At 61.3% G+C, this 17,740-nt stretch carries 15 protein-coding genes; 10 read left to right on the top strand and 5 right to left on the bottom strand.

The window, feature by feature from the left end; genetic code table 11:
- The first annotated feature begins 15 nt into the window (after positions 1-15).
- The gene (locus AC1D19_RS18770) at positions 16-792 is read left to right on the top strand and encodes a substrate-binding domain-containing protein (protein WP_477764082.1); all 777 of its coding nucleotides are present in this window, start codon (positions 16-18) and stop codon (positions 790-792) included.
- Here the strand turns inward: AC1D19_RS18770 and AC1D19_RS18765 are convergent.
- The gene (locus AC1D19_RS18765; protein ID WP_414918781.1) at positions 782-1,696 is read right to left on the bottom strand and encodes a LysR family transcriptional regulator; all 915 of its coding nucleotides are present in this window, start codon (positions 1,694-1,696) and stop codon (positions 782-784) included. The genes AC1D19_RS18770 and AC1D19_RS18765 overlap by 11 nt on opposite strands.
- A gap of 159 nt (positions 1,697-1,855) precedes the next feature.
- Here AC1D19_RS18765 and AC1D19_RS18760 point away from each other — a divergent pair, with 159 nt between their 5' ends.
- Positions 1,856-3,664: a monovalent cation:proton antiporter-2 (CPA2) family protein gene (locus tag AC1D19_RS18760; RefSeq protein ID WP_477764081.1), complete on the top strand. Its 1,809-nt coding sequence runs from the start codon at positions 1,856-1,858 to the stop codon at positions 3,662-3,664.
- Between the two features lie 120 nt (positions 3,665-3,784).
- Positions 3,785-4,882 (top strand): DNA alkylation repair protein, encoded by a 1,098-nt coding sequence (locus tag AC1D19_RS18755; RefSeq protein WP_477764080.1) that lies wholly within the window; start codon positions 3,785-3,787, stop codon positions 4,880-4,882.
- 106 nt (positions 4,883-4,988) lie between these two features.
- Here AC1D19_RS18755 and AC1D19_RS18750 read toward each other — a convergent pair whose 3' ends face one another.
- Entirely contained in the window at positions 4,989-5,879 is an 891-nt protein-coding gene (locus AC1D19_RS18750) for a LysR family transcriptional regulator (protein ID WP_477764079.1), read from the bottom strand.
- A 132-nt stretch (positions 5,880-6,011) separates the two neighbouring features.
- Between AC1D19_RS18750 and AC1D19_RS18745 the strand changes: the two genes are divergently transcribed.
- Both AC1D19_RS18745 and AC1D19_RS18740 read left to right on the top strand, forming a co-directional pair.
- Positions 6,012-7,673 carry a GMC family oxidoreductase gene (locus AC1D19_RS18745; RefSeq protein ID WP_477764078.1) on the top strand — a complete coding sequence of 554 codons (1,662 nt, stop codon included), beginning with the start codon at positions 6,012-6,014 and terminating at the stop codon, positions 7,671-7,673.
- A gap of 141 nt (positions 7,674-7,814) precedes the next feature.
- On the top strand, positions 7,815-9,437 hold the full coding sequence (locus AC1D19_RS18740) for an MFS transporter (protein WP_477754560.1): 1,623 nt from the start codon (positions 7,815-7,817) through the stop codon (positions 9,435-9,437).
- 53 nt (positions 9,438-9,490) lie between these two features.
- Here the strand turns inward: AC1D19_RS18740 and AC1D19_RS18735 are convergent, their stop codons facing one another.
- On the bottom strand, positions 9,491-9,859 hold the full coding sequence (locus AC1D19_RS18735) for a DUF427 domain-containing protein (RefSeq protein WP_477764077.1): 369 nt from the start codon (positions 9,857-9,859) through the stop codon (positions 9,491-9,493).
- 255 nt (positions 9,860-10,114) lie between these two features.
- Between AC1D19_RS18735 and AC1D19_RS18730 the strand changes: the two genes are divergently transcribed.
- From AC1D19_RS18730 to AC1D19_RS18720, 3 genes are all read left to right on the top strand, one after another.
- Positions 10,115-12,067 carry a DNA topoisomerase III gene (locus AC1D19_RS18730; protein ID WP_477764076.1) on the top strand — a complete coding sequence of 651 codons (1,953 nt, stop codon included), beginning with the start codon at positions 10,115-10,117 and terminating at the stop codon, positions 12,065-12,067.
- A 179-nt stretch (positions 12,068-12,246) separates the two neighbouring features.
- Entirely contained in the window at positions 12,247-12,750 is a 504-nt protein-coding gene (locus tag AC1D19_RS18725) for a GNAT family N-acetyltransferase (RefSeq protein WP_477754557.1), read from the top strand.
- Between the two features lie 523 nt (positions 12,751-13,273).
- Complete coding sequence (locus tag AC1D19_RS18720) at positions 13,274-13,603, top strand: hypothetical protein (protein ID WP_032829393.1); 330 nt, start codon at positions 13,274-13,276, stop codon at positions 13,601-13,603.
- Positions 13,604-13,707: 104 nt separating this feature from the next.
- Here AC1D19_RS18720 and cynR read toward each other — a convergent pair whose 3' ends face one another.
- On the bottom strand, positions 13,708-14,589 hold the full coding sequence (cynR, locus tag AC1D19_RS18715) for a transcriptional regulator CynR (RefSeq protein ID WP_477764075.1): 882 nt from the start codon (positions 14,587-14,589) through the stop codon (positions 13,708-13,710).
- Between the two features lie 123 nt (positions 14,590-14,712).
- On the opposite strand from cynR, the gene cynS reads away from it, so the two are divergent.
- Together cynS and AC1D19_RS18705 are read left to right on the top strand one after the other, a co-directional pair.
- Positions 14,713-15,180 carry a cyanase gene (gene cynS / locus AC1D19_RS18710; protein WP_007971791.1) on the top strand — a complete coding sequence of 156 codons (468 nt, stop codon included), beginning with the start codon at positions 14,713-14,715 and terminating at the stop codon, positions 15,178-15,180.
- A 61-nt stretch (positions 15,181-15,241) separates the two neighbouring features.
- The gene (locus AC1D19_RS18705; RefSeq protein WP_477764074.1) at positions 15,242-15,901 is read left to right on the top strand and encodes a carbonic anhydrase; all 660 of its coding nucleotides are present in this window, start codon (positions 15,242-15,244) and stop codon (positions 15,899-15,901) included.
- A 61-nt stretch (positions 15,902-15,962) separates the two neighbouring features.
- Here the strand turns inward: AC1D19_RS18705 and AC1D19_RS18700 are convergent, their stop codons facing one another.
- A complete protein-coding gene (locus AC1D19_RS18700; protein ID WP_477764073.1) occupies positions 15,963-17,465 on the bottom strand; it encodes an aldehyde dehydrogenase family protein in 1,503 nt (500 codons plus the stop codon).
- Between the last annotated feature and the right edge of the window lie 275 nt (positions 17,466-17,740).

The following is a 17,740-nucleotide window of genomic DNA, read 5'->3' as shown; positions in this document are numbered from 1 at the left end:
ATCGAGAACTTGACCATGAAAAAAACCTTCAGTTTTGCCGCCCTTGCGTTGGTGGCCAGTCTGGGCTTGAGCGGCATTGCCCAGGCTGAAGAGATCCGTGTGATGACCTCCGGCGGCTTCACGGCGGCCTACAAGATCCTCGGCCCGAAGTTCGCCGCCTCCACTGGCAACACCCTCGACACCGCACTCGGCCCCTCCATGGGCAAGGCCCCGGAAGCGATCCCCAATCGCCTGGCCCGGGGTGAGCAAGCCGACGTGGTGATCATGGTCGGCTACGCGCTGGACGATCTGATCAAACAAGGCAAAGTCGATCCCGCTTCAAGAGTCGAACTGGCGGATTCACGCATTGGCCTGGTGGTGCGCGAAGGTGCGCCGAAACCGGATATCAGCAACGTCGAGGGCCTGAAAAAGACGCTGCTCGACGCCAAATCAGTGGCCTACTCAGACAGCGCCAGCGGCGTGTACATCGAGCAGCAGCTGTTCAAGCGCCTGGGGATCGAGGACCAGCTCAAGCCAAAGTCGACCATGGTGCCGAAAATCCCCGTGGGCTCGGTGGTTGCCACCGGTGACTATCAACTGGGTTTCCAGCAGGTCAGCGAACTGTTGCCGGTTCCGGGGGTCAGTTTCGTGGCGAAGATTCCGGAGTCGGTGCAGTCGGTCACCCGGTTTGCCGCCGGTATCCCGGTAGGTGCCCGACACCCGGCCGAAGCCAAGGCCTTGCTGGAATACATGGCCTCGGCCCAGGCTCAACCGGACGTGAAAGCGACCGGACTGGACTCGGTCAGTCGCTGACCGACGGCTGCAGGACTTTCATCTCCACCACCAGCCGCTCCAGCTCCAATGCCGCCGGGGTCAGGGTTCGACCCCGGCGCTTGATCAGACCGACGCTGCGCATCACTTGCGGTTCGGTCAATGGCACCCGCGTCAGGATCGGATGATCCGCCGCCGGCATCGCCATCAACGGCACCGCCGCCACGCCCAACCCGGCCTCCACCAGACCGATCATGGTGGTCACGTGCCGGGTTTCGCAGATGCTCGGCCGCTGCGGCACCACGCCGGTCAGCGCCTGGTCCAGCAGAAAACGGTTGCCCGAGGTTTTATCCAGCGAGATGTAATCCTGCTGATAGAACTCGTCCCAGGTGACACTGCTTCGCCCCGCCAGCGGATGATCGCGCCGGCACGCCACGACATACCCCTCTTGCACCAAGGGCTCGAAATCCACTTCGGCTTCCAGGGTGCCCATGAAACTCAGGCCGAAATCCGCTTCGCCATTGACCACCGCGCTCAATACGTCGTGGGCGCTGGAGTCCAGCACCTTGACCTTGATCCGCGGAAACTGCCGGTGATAGTGCGCGATCACTCGCGGCATGAAGTAATACGCCGCCGAGGGTACACAGGCGACCGTGACATGGCCGAGCCGGGTCGAAGCGACTTCGCTGATGCCCAGCAATGCCACGTCCAGATCGTCCAGCAGGCGTTCGACGCTGGGCATGAAACCGCGGCCGGCCTGGGTCAGGCTGACCTTGCGCGTGGTGCGCTCGAACAGCCGCACGCCGAGGGCGTCTTCGAGTTTTTCGATGCGCCGGCTCAAGGCTGGCTGGGAAATACGCACCGTATCGGCGGCCTTGCGAAAGCTGCCCTGCTCGACCACGGCACGGAAGGCTTGCAGATCGTTGAGGTCGAAGTTGATCGCCATGGGGGCTACTCGAGAGGGACAGTTGGATTGATCAGCTAATTCTATAAATGTAACTAATTAATGCAAACTGTAACATCTGAGCCCGAGCGTTTTGCTGACGCCGAAGGGCCCAGCCTTTATTCTTGTCACCCCCGCTGTACCGAGTCCTGGAGTTTTCTCATGCCCCATGAAGGCAACCTGCTACAAGCTGCTGTCGTATTTCTGATGGCGGTCGTGCTCATCGTTCCATTGGCCAAGCGCCTGCAACTGGGGGCAGTGCTGGGCTACCTGTTCGCCGGAGTGATCATCGGCCCGTCGGTGCTGGGCCTGATCGACAACCCGCAAAGCGTCGCGAACATTTCCGAACTCGGCGTGGTGTTGCTGTTGTTCATCATCGGCCTGGAGCTGTCGCCGCGACGCTTGTGGGTGATGCGCAAATCAGTGTTCGGCGTGGGTCTGGCGCAAGTGCTGCTGACCGGCTCGGTGATTGGCGTGGTGGCGCTGTGGGGCTTTGGCCAGCCGCTGAACACCGCGATCGTCCTGGGCCTGGGCCTGGCGCTGTCGTCCACGGCCTTCGGCCTGCAAAGCCTGGCTGAACGCAAGGAACTGACCAGCCCCCACGGGCGACTGGCGTTCGCGATTCTGTTATTTCAGGACATCGCCGCAATCCCCTTGATCGCCATGGTGCCGTTGCTGGCCGGCGGCGATCACAGCACCACCCCCAGTGAAGACCTGAACCATGGCCTGCAAGTCTTGGTCAGCATTGCGGTGGTGGTGATCGGCGGGCGCTATCTGCTGCGACCGGTGTTTCGCGTGGTGACCAAAACCGCGTTGCCAGAGGTCTCCACCGCCACGGCGTTGCTGGTGGTGATCGGCACGGCATGGTTGATGGAGCTGGCCGGTATTTCCATGGCCCTGGGTGCATTCCTCGCCGGCCTGCTGCTGGCGGACTCCGAGTATCGCCATGAACTGGAAGCCCAGATCGAACCGTTCAAGGGCCTGTTGCTCGGGCTGTTTTTCATCAGCGTCGGCATGGGTGCGAACCTGAGCCTGTTGCTGAGCACACCGGTCGCAGTGCTGGGCCTGACTCTGCTGCTGATCGCGATCAAACTGCCGCTGCTGTTTATTGTCGGGCGCCTGGCCGGCGGCTTGAACAAGGTCAGTGCGATCCGCCTGGGTATCGTGTTGGCGGCCGGTGGTGAATTTGCCTTTGTGGTGTTCAAGATCGGTCGCGACCACGGGCTGTTCGCCGCGCAACTGTATGACTTGCTGGTGTTGACCATCACCCTGTCCATGGCCGTGACGCCGCTGTTGCTGCTGCTTTGCGCACGCTTGGTCAGCCCGAAAGTGCAACCGGTGGAAGTACCGGAGAAGTTCCGCGAAATCGACACCGACGCGCCACGGGTGGTGATCGCCGGCATGGGTCGCATGGGCCAGATCATTGCGCGGATTTTGCGCGCACAGAACATCAAATTCGTGGCCCTCGACACCTCGGTGGAAACCATCGAGCTGTCCCGCAGCTTTGGTGGCGTGCCGGTGTTCTACGGCGACCCGATGCGCCCGGAAATCCTCAGCGCGGCCAAGGTCGGGGAAGCCGAGTATTTCGTGATCGCCACCGACGACCCGGACACCAACATCAAGACCGCCGAACTGGTGCGCAAGCTCTACCCGCAGATGAAAATCATCGCCCGTGCCCGTAACCGTCAGCATGTGCACCGGCTGATGGACGTCGGCGCTCACGCCGTGCGCGAAACCTTCCATTCGAGCCTGGAAATGAGCCGGCGAACCCTGATCGGGCTGGGTCTGACCCAGGCCCAGGCGGATGCGCGGATCAAACGCTTCAAGCAGCATGACGAAGAGGTGCTTGAAGCCCAGCACGCGGTGTATGACGACGCAGTGAAAGTGATGCAGACCGCGCAGGAAGCGCGGGTCGAACTGGCCAGGTTATTCGAGTCGGATCAACTGCAAGAGCAAGCGGGCACAAAATGAGGTGAATTTGAGGGCCCCTTCGCGAGCAGGCTGCTCACACGCTCTTCTGTAGGAGCGAGCCTGCTCGCGATGAACGATGACGCGGTGTGATGGATCAACAACAATTGCCAGGGAACCACCATGACTGACCAACCTGCCCCCGCCCTGAAGGAAATCTTCAACACCGAGCGCCTCCAGCACATCGCCAGCGAAATGACCGCGATCTATCCGCCATTCGAGGCCAGGCGCTTCCTGAAGCTGGCCCAGTCCGGCCTGGCAGACCTCAGCGTCATGCAGCGCATGGCCCGGGTCAGCGAATGCCTGCACGCGGTGTTGCCGCTGGACTATGAGGCGTCGCTAGAGGTGCTGCGCGCCCTCGCCCCGCGCCTCAACAGCGGCTTCGTCAGCATGTGCCTGCCGCACTATGTCGCCAGCTACGGCGCCCATGCGTTCGATCAGTCGATGGACGCGCTGAAGTACTTCACCGCTTTTGGCTCTTCGGAATTCGCGATCCGTCACTTTCTGCGCAGCGACCTCAAGCGCTCGCTCAAGCTGATGCATGCCTGGTCGCTGGACGACAACGAGCATGTGCGGCGCCTGGCCAGCGAAGGATGCCGGCCGCGCCTGCCCTGGTCATTCCGGCTGGAGCCCATCCAGGCCGATCCGACACTCGCCGCGAACATCCTCGACAACCTCAAGGCCGACACCAGCCTGTATGTACGCAAATCCGTGGCCAACCACCTCAACGACATCACCAAGGATCACTCCGATTGGGTGCTGGACCTGATCGAAGGCTGGGCGCTGGACAACAGGCACACCGCATGGATCGCCAGGCACGCCCTGCGCAGCCTGATCAAACAGGGCAACCCGCGGGCACTGGCGATCATCGGCGCGGGCGGCAAGCCTGAAGTCGAGATCGTCGATGTGAAAGTCGAACCGCCGGTGATTGGCCTGGGAGAAAAAATCACCCTGTCGTTTGCCATCAGATCCACGGTAGAAAGCAGTCAGCGTCTGGTGATCGACTATGCCATTGATTACGTCAAGGCCAACGGCAGCACCTCGGCGAAGGTGTTCAAGCTCAAGGCGCTGACGCTGCCCGGCAAAGCCAGCGAAGCCGTCAGTCGCGGTCAGCACATCAAGGAGCTCACCACCCGCCGGCATTATGCGGGGCGTCATGCGGTGCACATCATGGTTAATGGTGAGCGGCTGGCCAGTACCGCGTTCGAGATTGAGGGTTAAACCGCAAGATCAATTCCGAATGGGCCGCCGCCTTCGCTGGCAAGCCAGCTCCTACATAGGTATGCGTTGCCCCTGTAGGAGCTGGCTTGCCAGCGAAGGCGTCCGTTCAGGCACCGCCCAACAACAACCCCTGCTCCCGCTCACACAACTGCACCACATAATCCCACAACACCCGCAACCGCACCGATTTGTGCAGCTCGCGACGCGTGCTGATCCAGTAGCTGCGCTGGATGCTTTCGTCCGGCAACAATGGCACCAGACCGGGATCAGCACAGGCCATGTAGCACGGTAGCACGGCAATCCCCAGGCCTGAGCGCGCCGCCTGTTGCTGGGCGATCACGCTGGTGCTGTGAAACACCACCTGCGGGTTGCGGCAGAAGCTGTTGAGAAACATCAGTTCCTGGCTGAACAGCAGATCGTCGACGTAGCCGATCCACGCATGACGCCCCAGGTCCTCACGACTGCGCAATGGCGGCGAACGATCGAGGTAGTCCTGGCTGGCATACAACGCCAGGCGATAGTCGGTGAGTTTGCGGGTGACCAGCATGTCAGCCGCCGGGCGCTCAAGGTGGATGCTGATTTCCGCCTCACGGTTGAGGATGCTGACAAAACGTGGCACCGCCACCAGCTCCACTTCCAGCCCCGGATAGCGTTCGAACAAGCCGTTCATGCGACTGGCGAGGAACATGATGCCCAGCCCTTCGGTCACCCCGACGCGGATCTTACCCAGCGGCGCGGTGGACTGGGTGATTTCCTCCTGGGCCAGCAACGCCACGTTCTCCATCGCCTCGGCGTGTTTAAGCAACGCCTCGCCCGCCGGGGTCATCTCATATCCCTGGGCATGTTGAACGAACAACGCCGTGCCGAGGCTCTTTTCGATGGCCTCGATGTGCCGCGCCACGGTGGCATGGGTGGTGTTCAGGCGGCGGGCGGCCGTGAGCAAACGCCCGCTGCGCTGCAATTCGAGAAAAAACCGCAGGTCATTCCAGTCGAACATGAATCGTCCTTGTTCTTTGCTGTTCGGGATGCTGTTTAAAAACGCACAGCGGCTGCGCAAAAACTAACATTCTTTTGACGAAAGCTAACAACTAGGATGACAGACAACAAGAACAACAAAACGAGGTCAGGGATGCAGACTCCCCTGGATGAATACGATTACATCGTGGTCGGGGCCGGGCCGGCCGGGTGTCTGCTGGCCAATCGACTGTCGGCCAACCCGCAACATCGTGTGTTGTTGCTCGAAGCCGGTGGCCGCGACAACTACGCGTGGATTCACATCCCCGTGGGCTACCTGTTCTGCATCGGCAACCCGCGCACCGACTGGTGCTTCAAGACCGAAGCGCAACCGGGCCTGCAAGGCCGCGCCCTGAGCTACCCGCGCGGCAAGGTGCTGGGTGGCTGCTCATCGATCAACGGCATGATCTACATGCGTGGCCAGGCCGCTGACTACGACCGCTGGGCCGCCGACGGCAACCCCGGCTGGAGCTGGCAGGACGTGTTGCCGCTGTTCAAGCAGAGTGAAAACCACTTTGCCGGCGCCGCCGAATTTCACGGTGCCGCGGGCGAATGGCGAGTCGAACGCCAGCGCCTGTCGTGGCCGATTCTCGACGCCTTCCGCAGCGCCGCCGAACAAAGCGGCATCGCCAGCATCGATGACTTCAACCAGGGCGACAACGAAGGTTGCGGCTATTTCCAGGTCAATCAGAAGGCCGGCATCCGCTGGAACGCGTCCAAGGCCTTTCTAAAACCCAGTCGCCAGCGTCCGAATCTCACCGTACTGACCAGTGTCGAAGTCGATCGCGTGCTGCTGGACAATGGCCGCGCCTCGGCGGTCAGCGCCCGCTGGCAAGACCAGTCGAAGACCTTCAAGGCGCGCAAGGAGATTGTCCTGTGTGCCGGCTCGGTCGGTTCGCCGAGCATCCTGCAACGCTCCGGCATCGGCCCGCGTCCGCTGCTGGAACGGCTGGGCATCGGTGTCGCCCATGAACTGCCCGGTGTCGGCGGTAACTTGCAGGATCACCTGCAACTGCGGCTGATCTACAAGCTGGAAAATGCCCGCACCCTGAACCAGATTGCCGGCAGCCTGTGGGGCAAGATGGGCATGGGCCTGCGCTACCTGTATGACCGCAGCGGTCCGCTGTCCATGGCGCCGAGCCAGTTGGGCGCCTTTGCCCGCTCGGGGCCGGAGCAGACTTCAGCCAACCTCGAATATCACGTACAACCGCTGTCGCTGGAGCGCTTTGGCGAACCGCTGCATACGTTCCCGGCGTTCACCGCTTCGGTCTGCGATTTGCGTCCGCAAAGCCGTGGCCGAGTCGATATCCGCTCGGCCAACCCGCAAGAAGCACCGCTGATTCAACCCAATTACCTGAGCCACCCGGAAGACCTGCGGGTCGCCGCCGATGCCATTCGCCTGACCCGGCGCATCGTCGCCGCGCCGGCCCTGCGACCCTTCAATCCCGTGGAATATCTGCCCGGTGACAGCCTGCAAAGCGAAGAACAGCTGCACGAAGCCGCCGCGCGGATCGGCACCACGATTTTCCATCCGGTGGGCACCTGCCGCATGGGCAACGACGCCGACGCCGTGGTCGATGCGCAGCTCATGGTCCATGGCATCCCCGGCCTGCGCATCGCCGACGCCTCGATCATGCCGCGCATCACCTCGGGCAACACCTGCTCGCCGACACTGATGATTGCCGAGAAGGCTGCGCAGATGATCCTCAACTCCGCTGCAAACACAATCCCTGTAGGAGCGAGCCTGCTCGCGAAAGCGGTGGATCAGCCAGTATAAACGTTGAATGGAACGACGCCATCGCGACCAGGCTCGCTCCTACAAGGACCGCATTAGATTCACGGACATCGAGCATCACCCCTGCAAGGAACACGCAACACCAGTGGAACAACAAAAACAATCACTGTGAGGGATACCGGTATGTCAGAACACGTTCAGTCCCTGGAAGCCGTGCGCAGCGCGGGCACCAGTCAGGAAACCCAGAAAGTCATCTTTGCCTCGTCCCTCGGGACGGTCTTCGAGTGGTACGACTTCTTCCTCTATGGCGCCCTCGCGGCGGTGATCAGCAAGCAGTTTTTCGCCGGGGTAAACGACACCACAGCGTTCATCTTCGCGCTGATGGCCTTCGCCGCCGGCTTCATCGTCAGGCCGTTCGGTGCGCTGGTATTCGGTCGGTTGGGGGACATGATCGGACGCAAGTACACCTTCCTCGCCACCATCATTCTCATGGGCCTGGCAACGTTCTGCGTCGGATTGCTGCCGACCTACGCCAGTATCGGCATCGCTGCGCCGATCATCCTGGTGGTGTTGCGCATGCTCCAGGGCCTGGCCCTGGGCGGTGAGTACGGCGGCGCCGCGACCTATGTCGCCGAGCACGCGCCCGTCGGCAAGCGGGGCTTCCACACCAGCTGGATTCAGTCCACCGCGACCCTGGGCCTGCTGCTGTCGCTGCTGGTGGTGCTGGGCTGCCGCTACTTCACCGGCGATCAGTTCGAAGTCTGGGGCTGGCGTATTCCGTTCCTGTTTTCCATCGTGCTGCTGGGCATCTCGACCTGGATTCGCATGAGCCTGCACGAGTCGCCGGCCTTCGTGAAAATGAAAGAAGAAGGCAAGCTGTGCAAACAGCCGATTCGCGACTCCTTCGGTAAATGGGAAAACCTCAAGGTGGTGCTGATCGCGCTGTTCAGCATCAATGCCGGGCAAGCGGTGACCTTCTACGCCGCGCAATTCTATGTGCTGTTCTTCCTCACCCAGTTCCTGAAAATGGACCCGGCGGTGGCCAACGGTCTGCTGATTGTCAGCGTGACCATCGGCGCCCCTTTCTTCATTTTCTTTGGCTGGCTGTCGGACAAGGTCGGGCGTAAGCCGGTGCTGATGCTCGGCCTGCTGCTGGCCACCGCGCTGTACTTCCCGATCTTCAAGACCCTGGCCCACTACGCCAACCCGGCCATCGACCAGGCCAGTCGCCAGGCACCGATCACCGTAATGGCCGACCCGGCCACCTGCACCTTCCAGTTCGACCCGGTGGGCAAGGCGAAATTCGACAGCCCGTGCGACAAGGTCAAGACCTTCCTGGTCAAGCAGGGCCTGCCGTACCAGAGCACAGCGGCCCCGGCCGGCAGCGGCGTGCAGGTGAGCGTCGGTGACGTGAAGATCGATGGTTTCGACGAAGCCGCCTTGCGCGGTGCCGTGACCCTCGCCGGTTACCCGCAACAGGCGGACATGCAGCAAATCAACAAACCGATGATCGTGGCGCTGATTGTCGCGCTGATCATTATTTCCGCGATGTGCTACGGCCCGCTGGCGGCGCTGATGGTCGAACTGTTCCCGACCCGCATCCGCTACACCTCGATGTCCCTGCCCTATCACATCGGCAACGGCTGGTTCGGCGGCTTTTTGCCGACAGTGTCGTTCGCGCTGGTGGTGTACACCGGGGACATCTTCTACGGGCTGTGGTATCCGGTGGTGATCACCGGGGTGAGCCTGGTGGTGGGGATGATTTGTCTGCGTGAGACGCGCAACGTGGATCTCGACAAGAACTGAGGTCATTGCTCGCGACGAGGGAGCGGGTCCCTCGTCGCGGCTATCAGCCACAATCAAACTTCGGCATCGAGCAGTTCGAACTTCACCTGATCCGGATAGAACGCCATGTACCCGCGGATTTGTTCTACCGACACCTTGGGGTCCTCGTAACTCCACACCGCATTGGCACCTTCATGCCCTGGCACCTGCAAACTGAAATAGCTGGCATCGCCCTTGTACGGGCAATAACTGGTGTGGTCGGTGCGGGCGAAATACTTCTCGTCGATATCCTCACGCGGCACGTAGTACACCGGCGGGTAGTTGGCCTCCAGCAACACCAGGGCCCGCGCCGAGGCGGCTACTTGAATACCGTGAAACCTTACCAGCAGGCAGCCAGGCTGCTCGGCGATGGTGATGACAGGGCTAGGACCGGAGCTTTTCATGGAATGCGTTCCTCATGACGGTGATGGACCTGCAAATCGTTGTAGGAGCGTGGCTTGCCCGCGATGGGCTGCGCAGCAGCCCCAAAACCTGAGACCACGATTTATCAGGTATAACCCAAGTTTCACCCTCGCGACGGCTTCGCAGCCGAACGGGAGCGACACACCAAGCTGTACATCCATACAGATAAAGATTGCTCCATCGTCCATCAACCGCCATTCTGTGCACCTCTCGCACATTGATCGACGATGGTGGTTATGCGGCTGTACCTCTGTGAAAAACCTTCCCAGGCCAAAGACATCGCGGCAGTCCTCGGCGCCAGGCGCCGGGGCGATGGCTGCTGGCTGGGAACGGACGTCACGGTGACCTGGTGCATCGGCCATCTGCTGGAAACCGCACCGCCGGACGCCTACGACGCACGCTACAAGCGCTGGGTGCTGGCGGACCTGCCGATCATTCCCGAAAAGTGGAAAATGACCGTCAAGCCGCGCACCGCCAGCCAATACAAGGCGGTCAAGCGTCTGCTCGGTGAAGCGTCCGAACTGATCATTGCCACGGACGCCGACCGCGAGGGCGAGATGATCGCCCGGGAACTGGTGGAGCATTGCCGCTATCGCGGGCCGATCCGCCGCCTCTGGTTGTCGGCGCTGGACGATGCGTCCATTCGCAAGGCCCTGGCGGCACTTAAACCGGGGAACGAGACCTTCAGCCTCTATCACTCGGCCCTGGGGCGTTCCCGGGCCGACTGGCTGATCGGCATGAACATGAGTCGGCTGTTCACCCTGCTGGGGCGCCAATCCGGTTACCAAGGCGTGTTGCCGGTCGGCCGGGTGCAAACGCCGACCTTGCGCCTGGTGGTGGATCGCGATCGCAGCATCGCCGACTTTGTGCCCGTCGCCTATTGGGCCATCGATGTGCAACTGCTGCACAACGGCACCGCGTTCACCGCTCAATGGCGCGCGGCATCGGACCTTTGCGACGATCAGGACCGCTGCCTGAATCAGGCGCTGGCACAACAAGCGGCGGCCGCCATGAGCGGCGCGGCCAGTGCGCGGGTGATCAAGTTGCGCACCGAACGCATGCGCGAAGTGGCCCCGCTGCCGTTCGATCTGGGCACCCTGCAGGAGGTCTGCTCGAAGAAGCTCGGCCTCGGCGCCCAGGAAACCCTCGACATCGCCCAGGCGCTGTACGAAACCTACAAAGTCATTACCTATCCGCGCAGTGATTGCGGCTACTTACCCCTCAGCCAGCACAGCGAGGCGCCGGCCATTCTGGCGGCGTTGCGCCAGGCCGATCCGGCGTTGAGCGCCTTGCACGATCACCTTGATCCGCAACGGCGCTCACGGGCCTGGAACGATGCCAAGGTCAGCGCACACCACGGCATAATCCCCACCGCTGCGGCGAAAAATCTCGACAAGCTGGCGGGCAAACAGCGCGCGGTCTACACCCTGATCCGCGCGCGATACCAGGCGCAGTTCCTGCCCAATCACGAATACGACCGCACCCAGGCCGACTTCGACTGCGCCGGCGAGGCCTTGCGCGCTGTCGGCAAGCAGATCATCGAGCCAGGCTGGAAACGCGCCCTGCCCGAAGCGCTGGCTCCGGCCAAGGGGCGCGAAGCTCCCGCGCCGCAGACCTTGCCCAACCTGGCCGAAGGCATCGATTGCGCAGTGGCCGGCGTGCAACTCAAAGACCTCTGGACACAACCGCCAAAGCCGTTCACGGAAGGCGATCTGATCAAGGCCATGAAGAACGTCGCCAAACTGGTGGAAGACCCGCTGCTCAAGCAAAAGCTCAAGGACACCACCGGCATCGGCACCGAAGCGACTCGCGCGTCGATCATCCAGGGCCTGCTCGACCGTGGTTACCTGGTCAAGAACGGCAAGGCCCTGGCCGCGACGCCAGCCGCGTTCAGCCTGATCGACGCCGTACCGCGGGCCATCGCCGATCCGGGCACCACGGCGATCTGGGAGCAGGCCCTGGACATGGTGCAAAGCGGGGAAATGAGCCTGGAAGAATTCGTCACCAAACAGGCGGCGTGGATGAGCAAGCAGGTCAGCCGTTGCGCCGGGCTGAGCATGACCATCAGCGGCCCGCCGCCCACCGGCTCCGCCGCAGCCCCTTGGAAGAAAAAACGTAAAGGCGCCCCGCGTAAACCAGCGAACGGCACCAAGCGCAGGTCAAAACCGGCAAGCAACTCTCAAACCTGACACCGAACCTTGTGGCGAGGGGGCTTGCCCCCGTCGAGTCGCGAAGCGGCTCCCAAATAAAGGACTGCTGCGCCCGAACGCGGACCGGTCCGGCGGGAGCAAGCTCCCTCGCCACAGATTACTTGTCGCCAACCATAATGAATGGTGTCCCCGCCCCGGCGTATCTGGAGCCAACCCTTATGTCTTCGATAGAACTGCACGCCGCCCAACGCGATGAGCTGGAAACCATCGAGAACCTGATGCAGTTCTACACCTACGACTTCAGCGAATGGTTGCCGCTGAAACTGGGCGAATACGGTTTGTTCAACATCCTGCCCATGCCGGACTACTGGCGAAACCCGGCCACCCGCCCCTTCCTGATCAAGGTCGACGGAGAACTGGCCGGTTTCGCGACCGTGGATAACCAGACCCACCTACCCGGTGCCGAGTACAACATCGGCTATCTGTTTATCAGTCGACGCTTGCGTGGCCGGGGTGTCGCGCGATTTGTCGTTTCCACCCTCTTGAGCCGATTCCCCGGTCAATGGCAGATTTTCCACATCGAGGCGAACCAGCCGGCACGCCTGTTCTGGGCCGCCGTGATGCCGGGGCTCAGCGTTGTCGGACTCACCGTGCATCAGCAGGTCGTTGACCGCCATCCCTGCACTTTTTACCGCTTTGAGTGTCCGCCTTTGTCGTCCTGACCGACACGTCCTCGACTCCGCCCGCTAATTCCGAACAGCTTTGTCCGACAATATGTAGTGACTAAAAATATTCACTACAAAACCGTTGACGCCTTCGATCTGCCCTTGCATGATGCAGACGTCTCCCCGATCGGGAGTACAGGCAACACGTTTGAGCAAGCTCGTCTGACCGCCGAGCTGTTTTTCCCGGATACACGCTGCCCACAAGGCAGATTGAAGAAGCTGACCTGGCCTGAACGTCCAGTACAAGGGCGAGAAGACTTGGCGAGCAATCCTCATGACGCTTGTGGCCGACCCTGAAAACGTCGGCAGTGGCCTTAAGGTTTTCGCCGCTTCTCTTCGTTGTGACGCTATTGCGTAGCAGTTATTCAACACGACTACATGCAGCAGACGCAGGACCCCGCCCGATAAGGCGGTCGAACGCTGACGTCCTGGTTTCGGTGCCAGGGATCAACTAACCGATGGGCTACCTGTATTAGCGAATCAACTTTGAAAGATCACCAATTGGTCAAGGGGCTTTATGATGAATCTGAACAATCAACCAACTATCGATGAACTGGCTCGTATCTTCGCTGCAAAAAAAGACAGCCACGACAACCATATTCTCTGGATCAGCAAGTGTGGCCAGGTTCATATCGACTGCCTGTCGCCGCACGCCCATGAAGCAGAGTTCGACCAGAACAACCAGAACCTGCTGGCCCGACTGAAGATGTACCGTCGCGGCCAGGGCTATGTCGGCAAGAAGGCCGCGGCCGACAAGGACTTCATCGGTAATGTTCTGCAAACCCTGAAACAGGCCTGGGCCTCGATGCAGAATCAGAACGAAGTTCGGGTGATTGACCGGTTCTACTAATTGAAATGAGTCACTACTGACTTATTGATAAACATGGCCTGCTCCCGATAAGGAGCAGGCCTTTTTTATGTCTGAACGAAGATCAACTGTGGGAGTTGTAGTAGTCAAGAAATCCCCATTCCCAATACCAGCTCCACAAACGCCAACGCCGCCGCGCTGTGATAGTTGTTCTTGCGCCGCAGCAACGCGGCCCCGCGCTCTGGCGCTGCGCCTCGCATGGACAATTTGCGCAATGCCCGATCCTGAGTGGCGATGGGTTCCGGCAGGATAGTGGCGATGGCCGAATACCGGATGACTTCCAGCAGTGTGTTGACCGAGTTCACTTCAATCACCACTTTGGGCGTGATCTGCGCCTGAGTGAAATACTCATCGATGCAGGTCCGGGTGATGTAGTCCGGGGTCAGCAGCGCGAATTCAAGGCGAGCCACCTCTTCTGCGGACAACGCGTCCTGATGTTCGTAAAGCGGATGATCCCGCCCAACCATCAACCCCAGGGTTTCGGTAAAGGCCGGGATCGATTCGATGTCGGTGCTTCTCACCTGATCAAACGCAATCGCGATATCCAGCGAATCATCCGCCAGCCCGACCTCGATTTCGTCCATCGACAACTCGAAAATCTCCAGGTGGATGTTCGGGTAGCGCGCCAGGTAGTCGCGCACCAGTGGCCCTACCAGATAGGCCATGAACGTCGGCGTCATGGCCAGGCGCAAGGTCCCGCGAGACAAATCCTTCACGTCATGCAAAGCACGCTTGCCCGCTTCCAGTTCCACCAACACCCGCCGCGCGCATTCAATGTAAGCCTCGCCGGCATCGGTGGGTTTGACCGTGCGCGAGGTGCGGTCGAACAGGCTCACACCGAGGGATTCTTCCAACTGCCGGATCTGCTGCGACAAGGTCGGCTGGGACACGTGCAGCATTTCGGCGGCGCGGGTGAAACCACCATGGTCGGCCACCGCCAGCAGGTAACGCAAATGTCGAAGCAACATGGGATTCTCAATCTATAGGCAGTACTTATGGCTTTCATTGTATATCGGTCTTGGACGCTATGGATGGATCGGCAGAAGATGGCCCCACACCCAAGCGACACCCCTTCCGATAGGAGAATCACCATGCAACAGTCCCATGCCTACAACGACCCAAGCCTGGCCCTGACCACTTCTGTCCTGGACGCCAAGGCGCGCAAAAACCTGTCGTGGCAGGACCTGGCCGACGGCACAGGTTTGAGCCTGGCCTATGTCACCGCCGCCCTGCTCGGTCAACACCCGCTGCCTGAAAGCGCTGCCAAAGTGGTCGGCGACAAGCTGGAACTGGACGCCGACGCCGTGGCCCGGCTGCAGATCATCCCGCTGCGCGGTAGTCTCTCGGGCGTGCCGACCGACCCGACCATCTACCGCTTCTACGAAATGATCCAGATCTACGGCACCACCCTCAAAGCCCTGGTTCATGAGCAGTTCGGCGACGGCATCATCAGCGCGATCAACTTCAAGCTCGACATGAAGAAAGTCGAAGATCCGGAAGGCGGCTCCCGCGCCGTCATCACCCTCGACGGCAAGTTCCTGCCGCTGCGTCCTTTCTAAGTTGCTAGCGGCTCGCACGCCCCGTGCGGGCCACACCCTGCTCCCCCTTGAGGACAAGAACATGAAAGCGCTCATCGACGGTTTTTTGAAGTTCCAGAAAGAAGCCTTTCCACAACGCACCGATCTGTTCAAGCACCTGGCCACGACCCAGCATCCGGGCACGCTGTTCATCACCTGTTCCGACAGCCGTGTAGTGCCGGAGCTGCTGACCCAACAAGAACCCGGTGAACTGTTCGTGATCCGTAACGCCGGCAACATCGTGCCGTCCTACAGCCCGCATCCGGGAGGTGTCTCGGCCACGGTCGAATACGCCGTCGCCGTGCTCGGCGTGACTGACATCGTGATTTGCGGCCATTCGGACTGCGGCGCCATGACGGCCGTGGCCAAGTGCACATGCATGGATCACCTGCCCGCCGTCAGCGGCTGGCTGCAACATGCCGAGTCGGCGAAAGTGATCAACGAAGCCCGGCCACACACCAGTGAGGCGGCCAAGGTCAATTCGACGGTTCGGGAGAATGTCATCGCCCAACTGGCCAACATCCAGACACACCCGAGTGTGCGACTGGCCCAGGAAAAGGGCCTGTTGAACCTGCATGGCTGGGTGTACGACATCGAGACCGGTTCGATCGATGCGCTGGATGCCAACAGCCGAAGCTTTGTGTCGCTGGTCGAGCATCCGCGCACTTGTGCGGTATCGGCCAAGGCGATCAAAGCCGCTTGATCAGAACTGTCGTTTGCGTAAAAAAGTGACCGCCCTTGCAGCGGTCACTGGTTCCGCCATCTCAGCGTTTGACGCCCAGATCGATCTGGGTCATGCGGCTGCGAATGGTGAACACGCCATCACCCGAGAGAATCGCACTGCGAGCAAACAGGCGCCCGCTCTCCCAGTTCGAAAGCCCCAGTTCCGGCTTGCTCAGCGCATACTGGCCGTCGACCCAACGGGTGATGCCATTGCCGACAAAAGGCGCGTTGACCGCGTTGTAGAAACGCTCCTGGGCCTCGGCACTTTCACTGATCAAGGACACGGTGAATTGCGGACTGTAGCGATTGAACAAGGCAATGGCGCTGTCCAGGTCGTCGACGATTTTCAGGCTGACTTCCGGGGTTTCTTCCCACTCCCATTCACGGCCCAATTGATCTTCCGCCAACGGCTCGGCCTGCGCTTCGGTCTGATAGCCTTCGGCGCGGTACACCTCGACCGTTGCAGCCAGCCAGTCTTGCGGCAAATGCGACTCGCTGCCTTCGACGATGTGCAGCTTGCAGCCCTGCCCACGTGCAGTGCCGGCCTGCTTGAGTGCGTCGAGGAACAGCGGCACCAGTTCAGCGGCACGGTCGCGGTGAATCAGGCAGACGTTCAGGGTGTTGCAGACCTTGCGGTCCAGGGAGTTGCGCACCACGGCGGCAAAACGCGGGGCGTCGGCATCGGCGTTGGCGATCAGCCACGCACCACCGGTGCCATGCAGGCTGACCGCCGTGCCGGCCTGCTGCGCGATGCTGCCCAACTGGCTGACGGCGCGCCCCGAACCACGGGCCACCGCCAACGACAGGCGTCGGTCCGCGAACATCGCCCAACCGGCGGCGTGGTTGACACTTTCCACCAGCGACACTGCACCGGCCGGCAAGCCGGCGTCGCTCAGCGCAGGGTTCAGTGCATGGGTGACGATCGCCTGGGCCGTGCCCAACGCATCACTGCCAATGCGCAGCACGGCGGTGTTGCCGGTGCGCAATACACCGGCCGCATCGGCAAACACATTCGGCCGACCTTCGAAGACGAACGCGACGATGCCCAGCGGCGAGACCACTTGTTCGACTTTCCAGCCATCATGCTCGACGCAACTGATCACCTTGCCACGGCTGGCCGCTGCATCACGCCAGGCGCGCAGGCCGGCGATCATGTCGCGACGCATGCGCTCATCGGCCAGCAACCGGGTGGTCGAGCGACCGCGCGCCTTGGCCCGTTCGATGTCGGCCAGGTTGGCGGCCTCGATAAAGGCCCAGCACTCCGGGGTTTCAAGGCGCTGGGCAAACAGATCGAAGAAGGCGCTGATCGCTTGATCGGACACCGCCGACAGCGCGGTAAACGCCGCTTCGGCGCGCTCGATCGCGACGCTGGCCGCTTGCTGGTCCGCCACGGGGATCAGCAGCAACTCGCCGCTGACCTGCTCCACCAGCAGGTGGTCACCGGGCTGGAAGCGTTGCGCCAGTTCGGGGCTGACAACAGTGACACGATTACCGGCAAAAGGGATTGGCGTGCCAGCGACTAGACGTTCGAGCGCAAGAGACATGAAGCGGTTACACCATGCAAAGGGCGGCCGGAAAATGTATAGCAATTTTCCTGTGGGAGCGAGCCTGCTCGCGAAGAGGCCGGCACATCCAACATAGCGGCCTCCCGACACTCCGCTATCGTCGGATCGCCGCCCGGAGCCGGCTCGCTCCCACAAGGACAGTGGTGGCCGTTTACGTATCTCAATGTATACAGCCCCGCCCCTGACACACCCCACACTCAAAACCCCGCCACAACGACACACCGCAGATACACCCCTTTGATGAAATACGCCTG

The sequence above is a fragment of the Pseudomonas sp. P1_C12 genome (genome assembly GCF_056406435.1).
The sequence above is the reverse complement of the archived record's forward strand: the minus strand, read 5'-3'. Positions and strand labels throughout refer to the sequence as shown.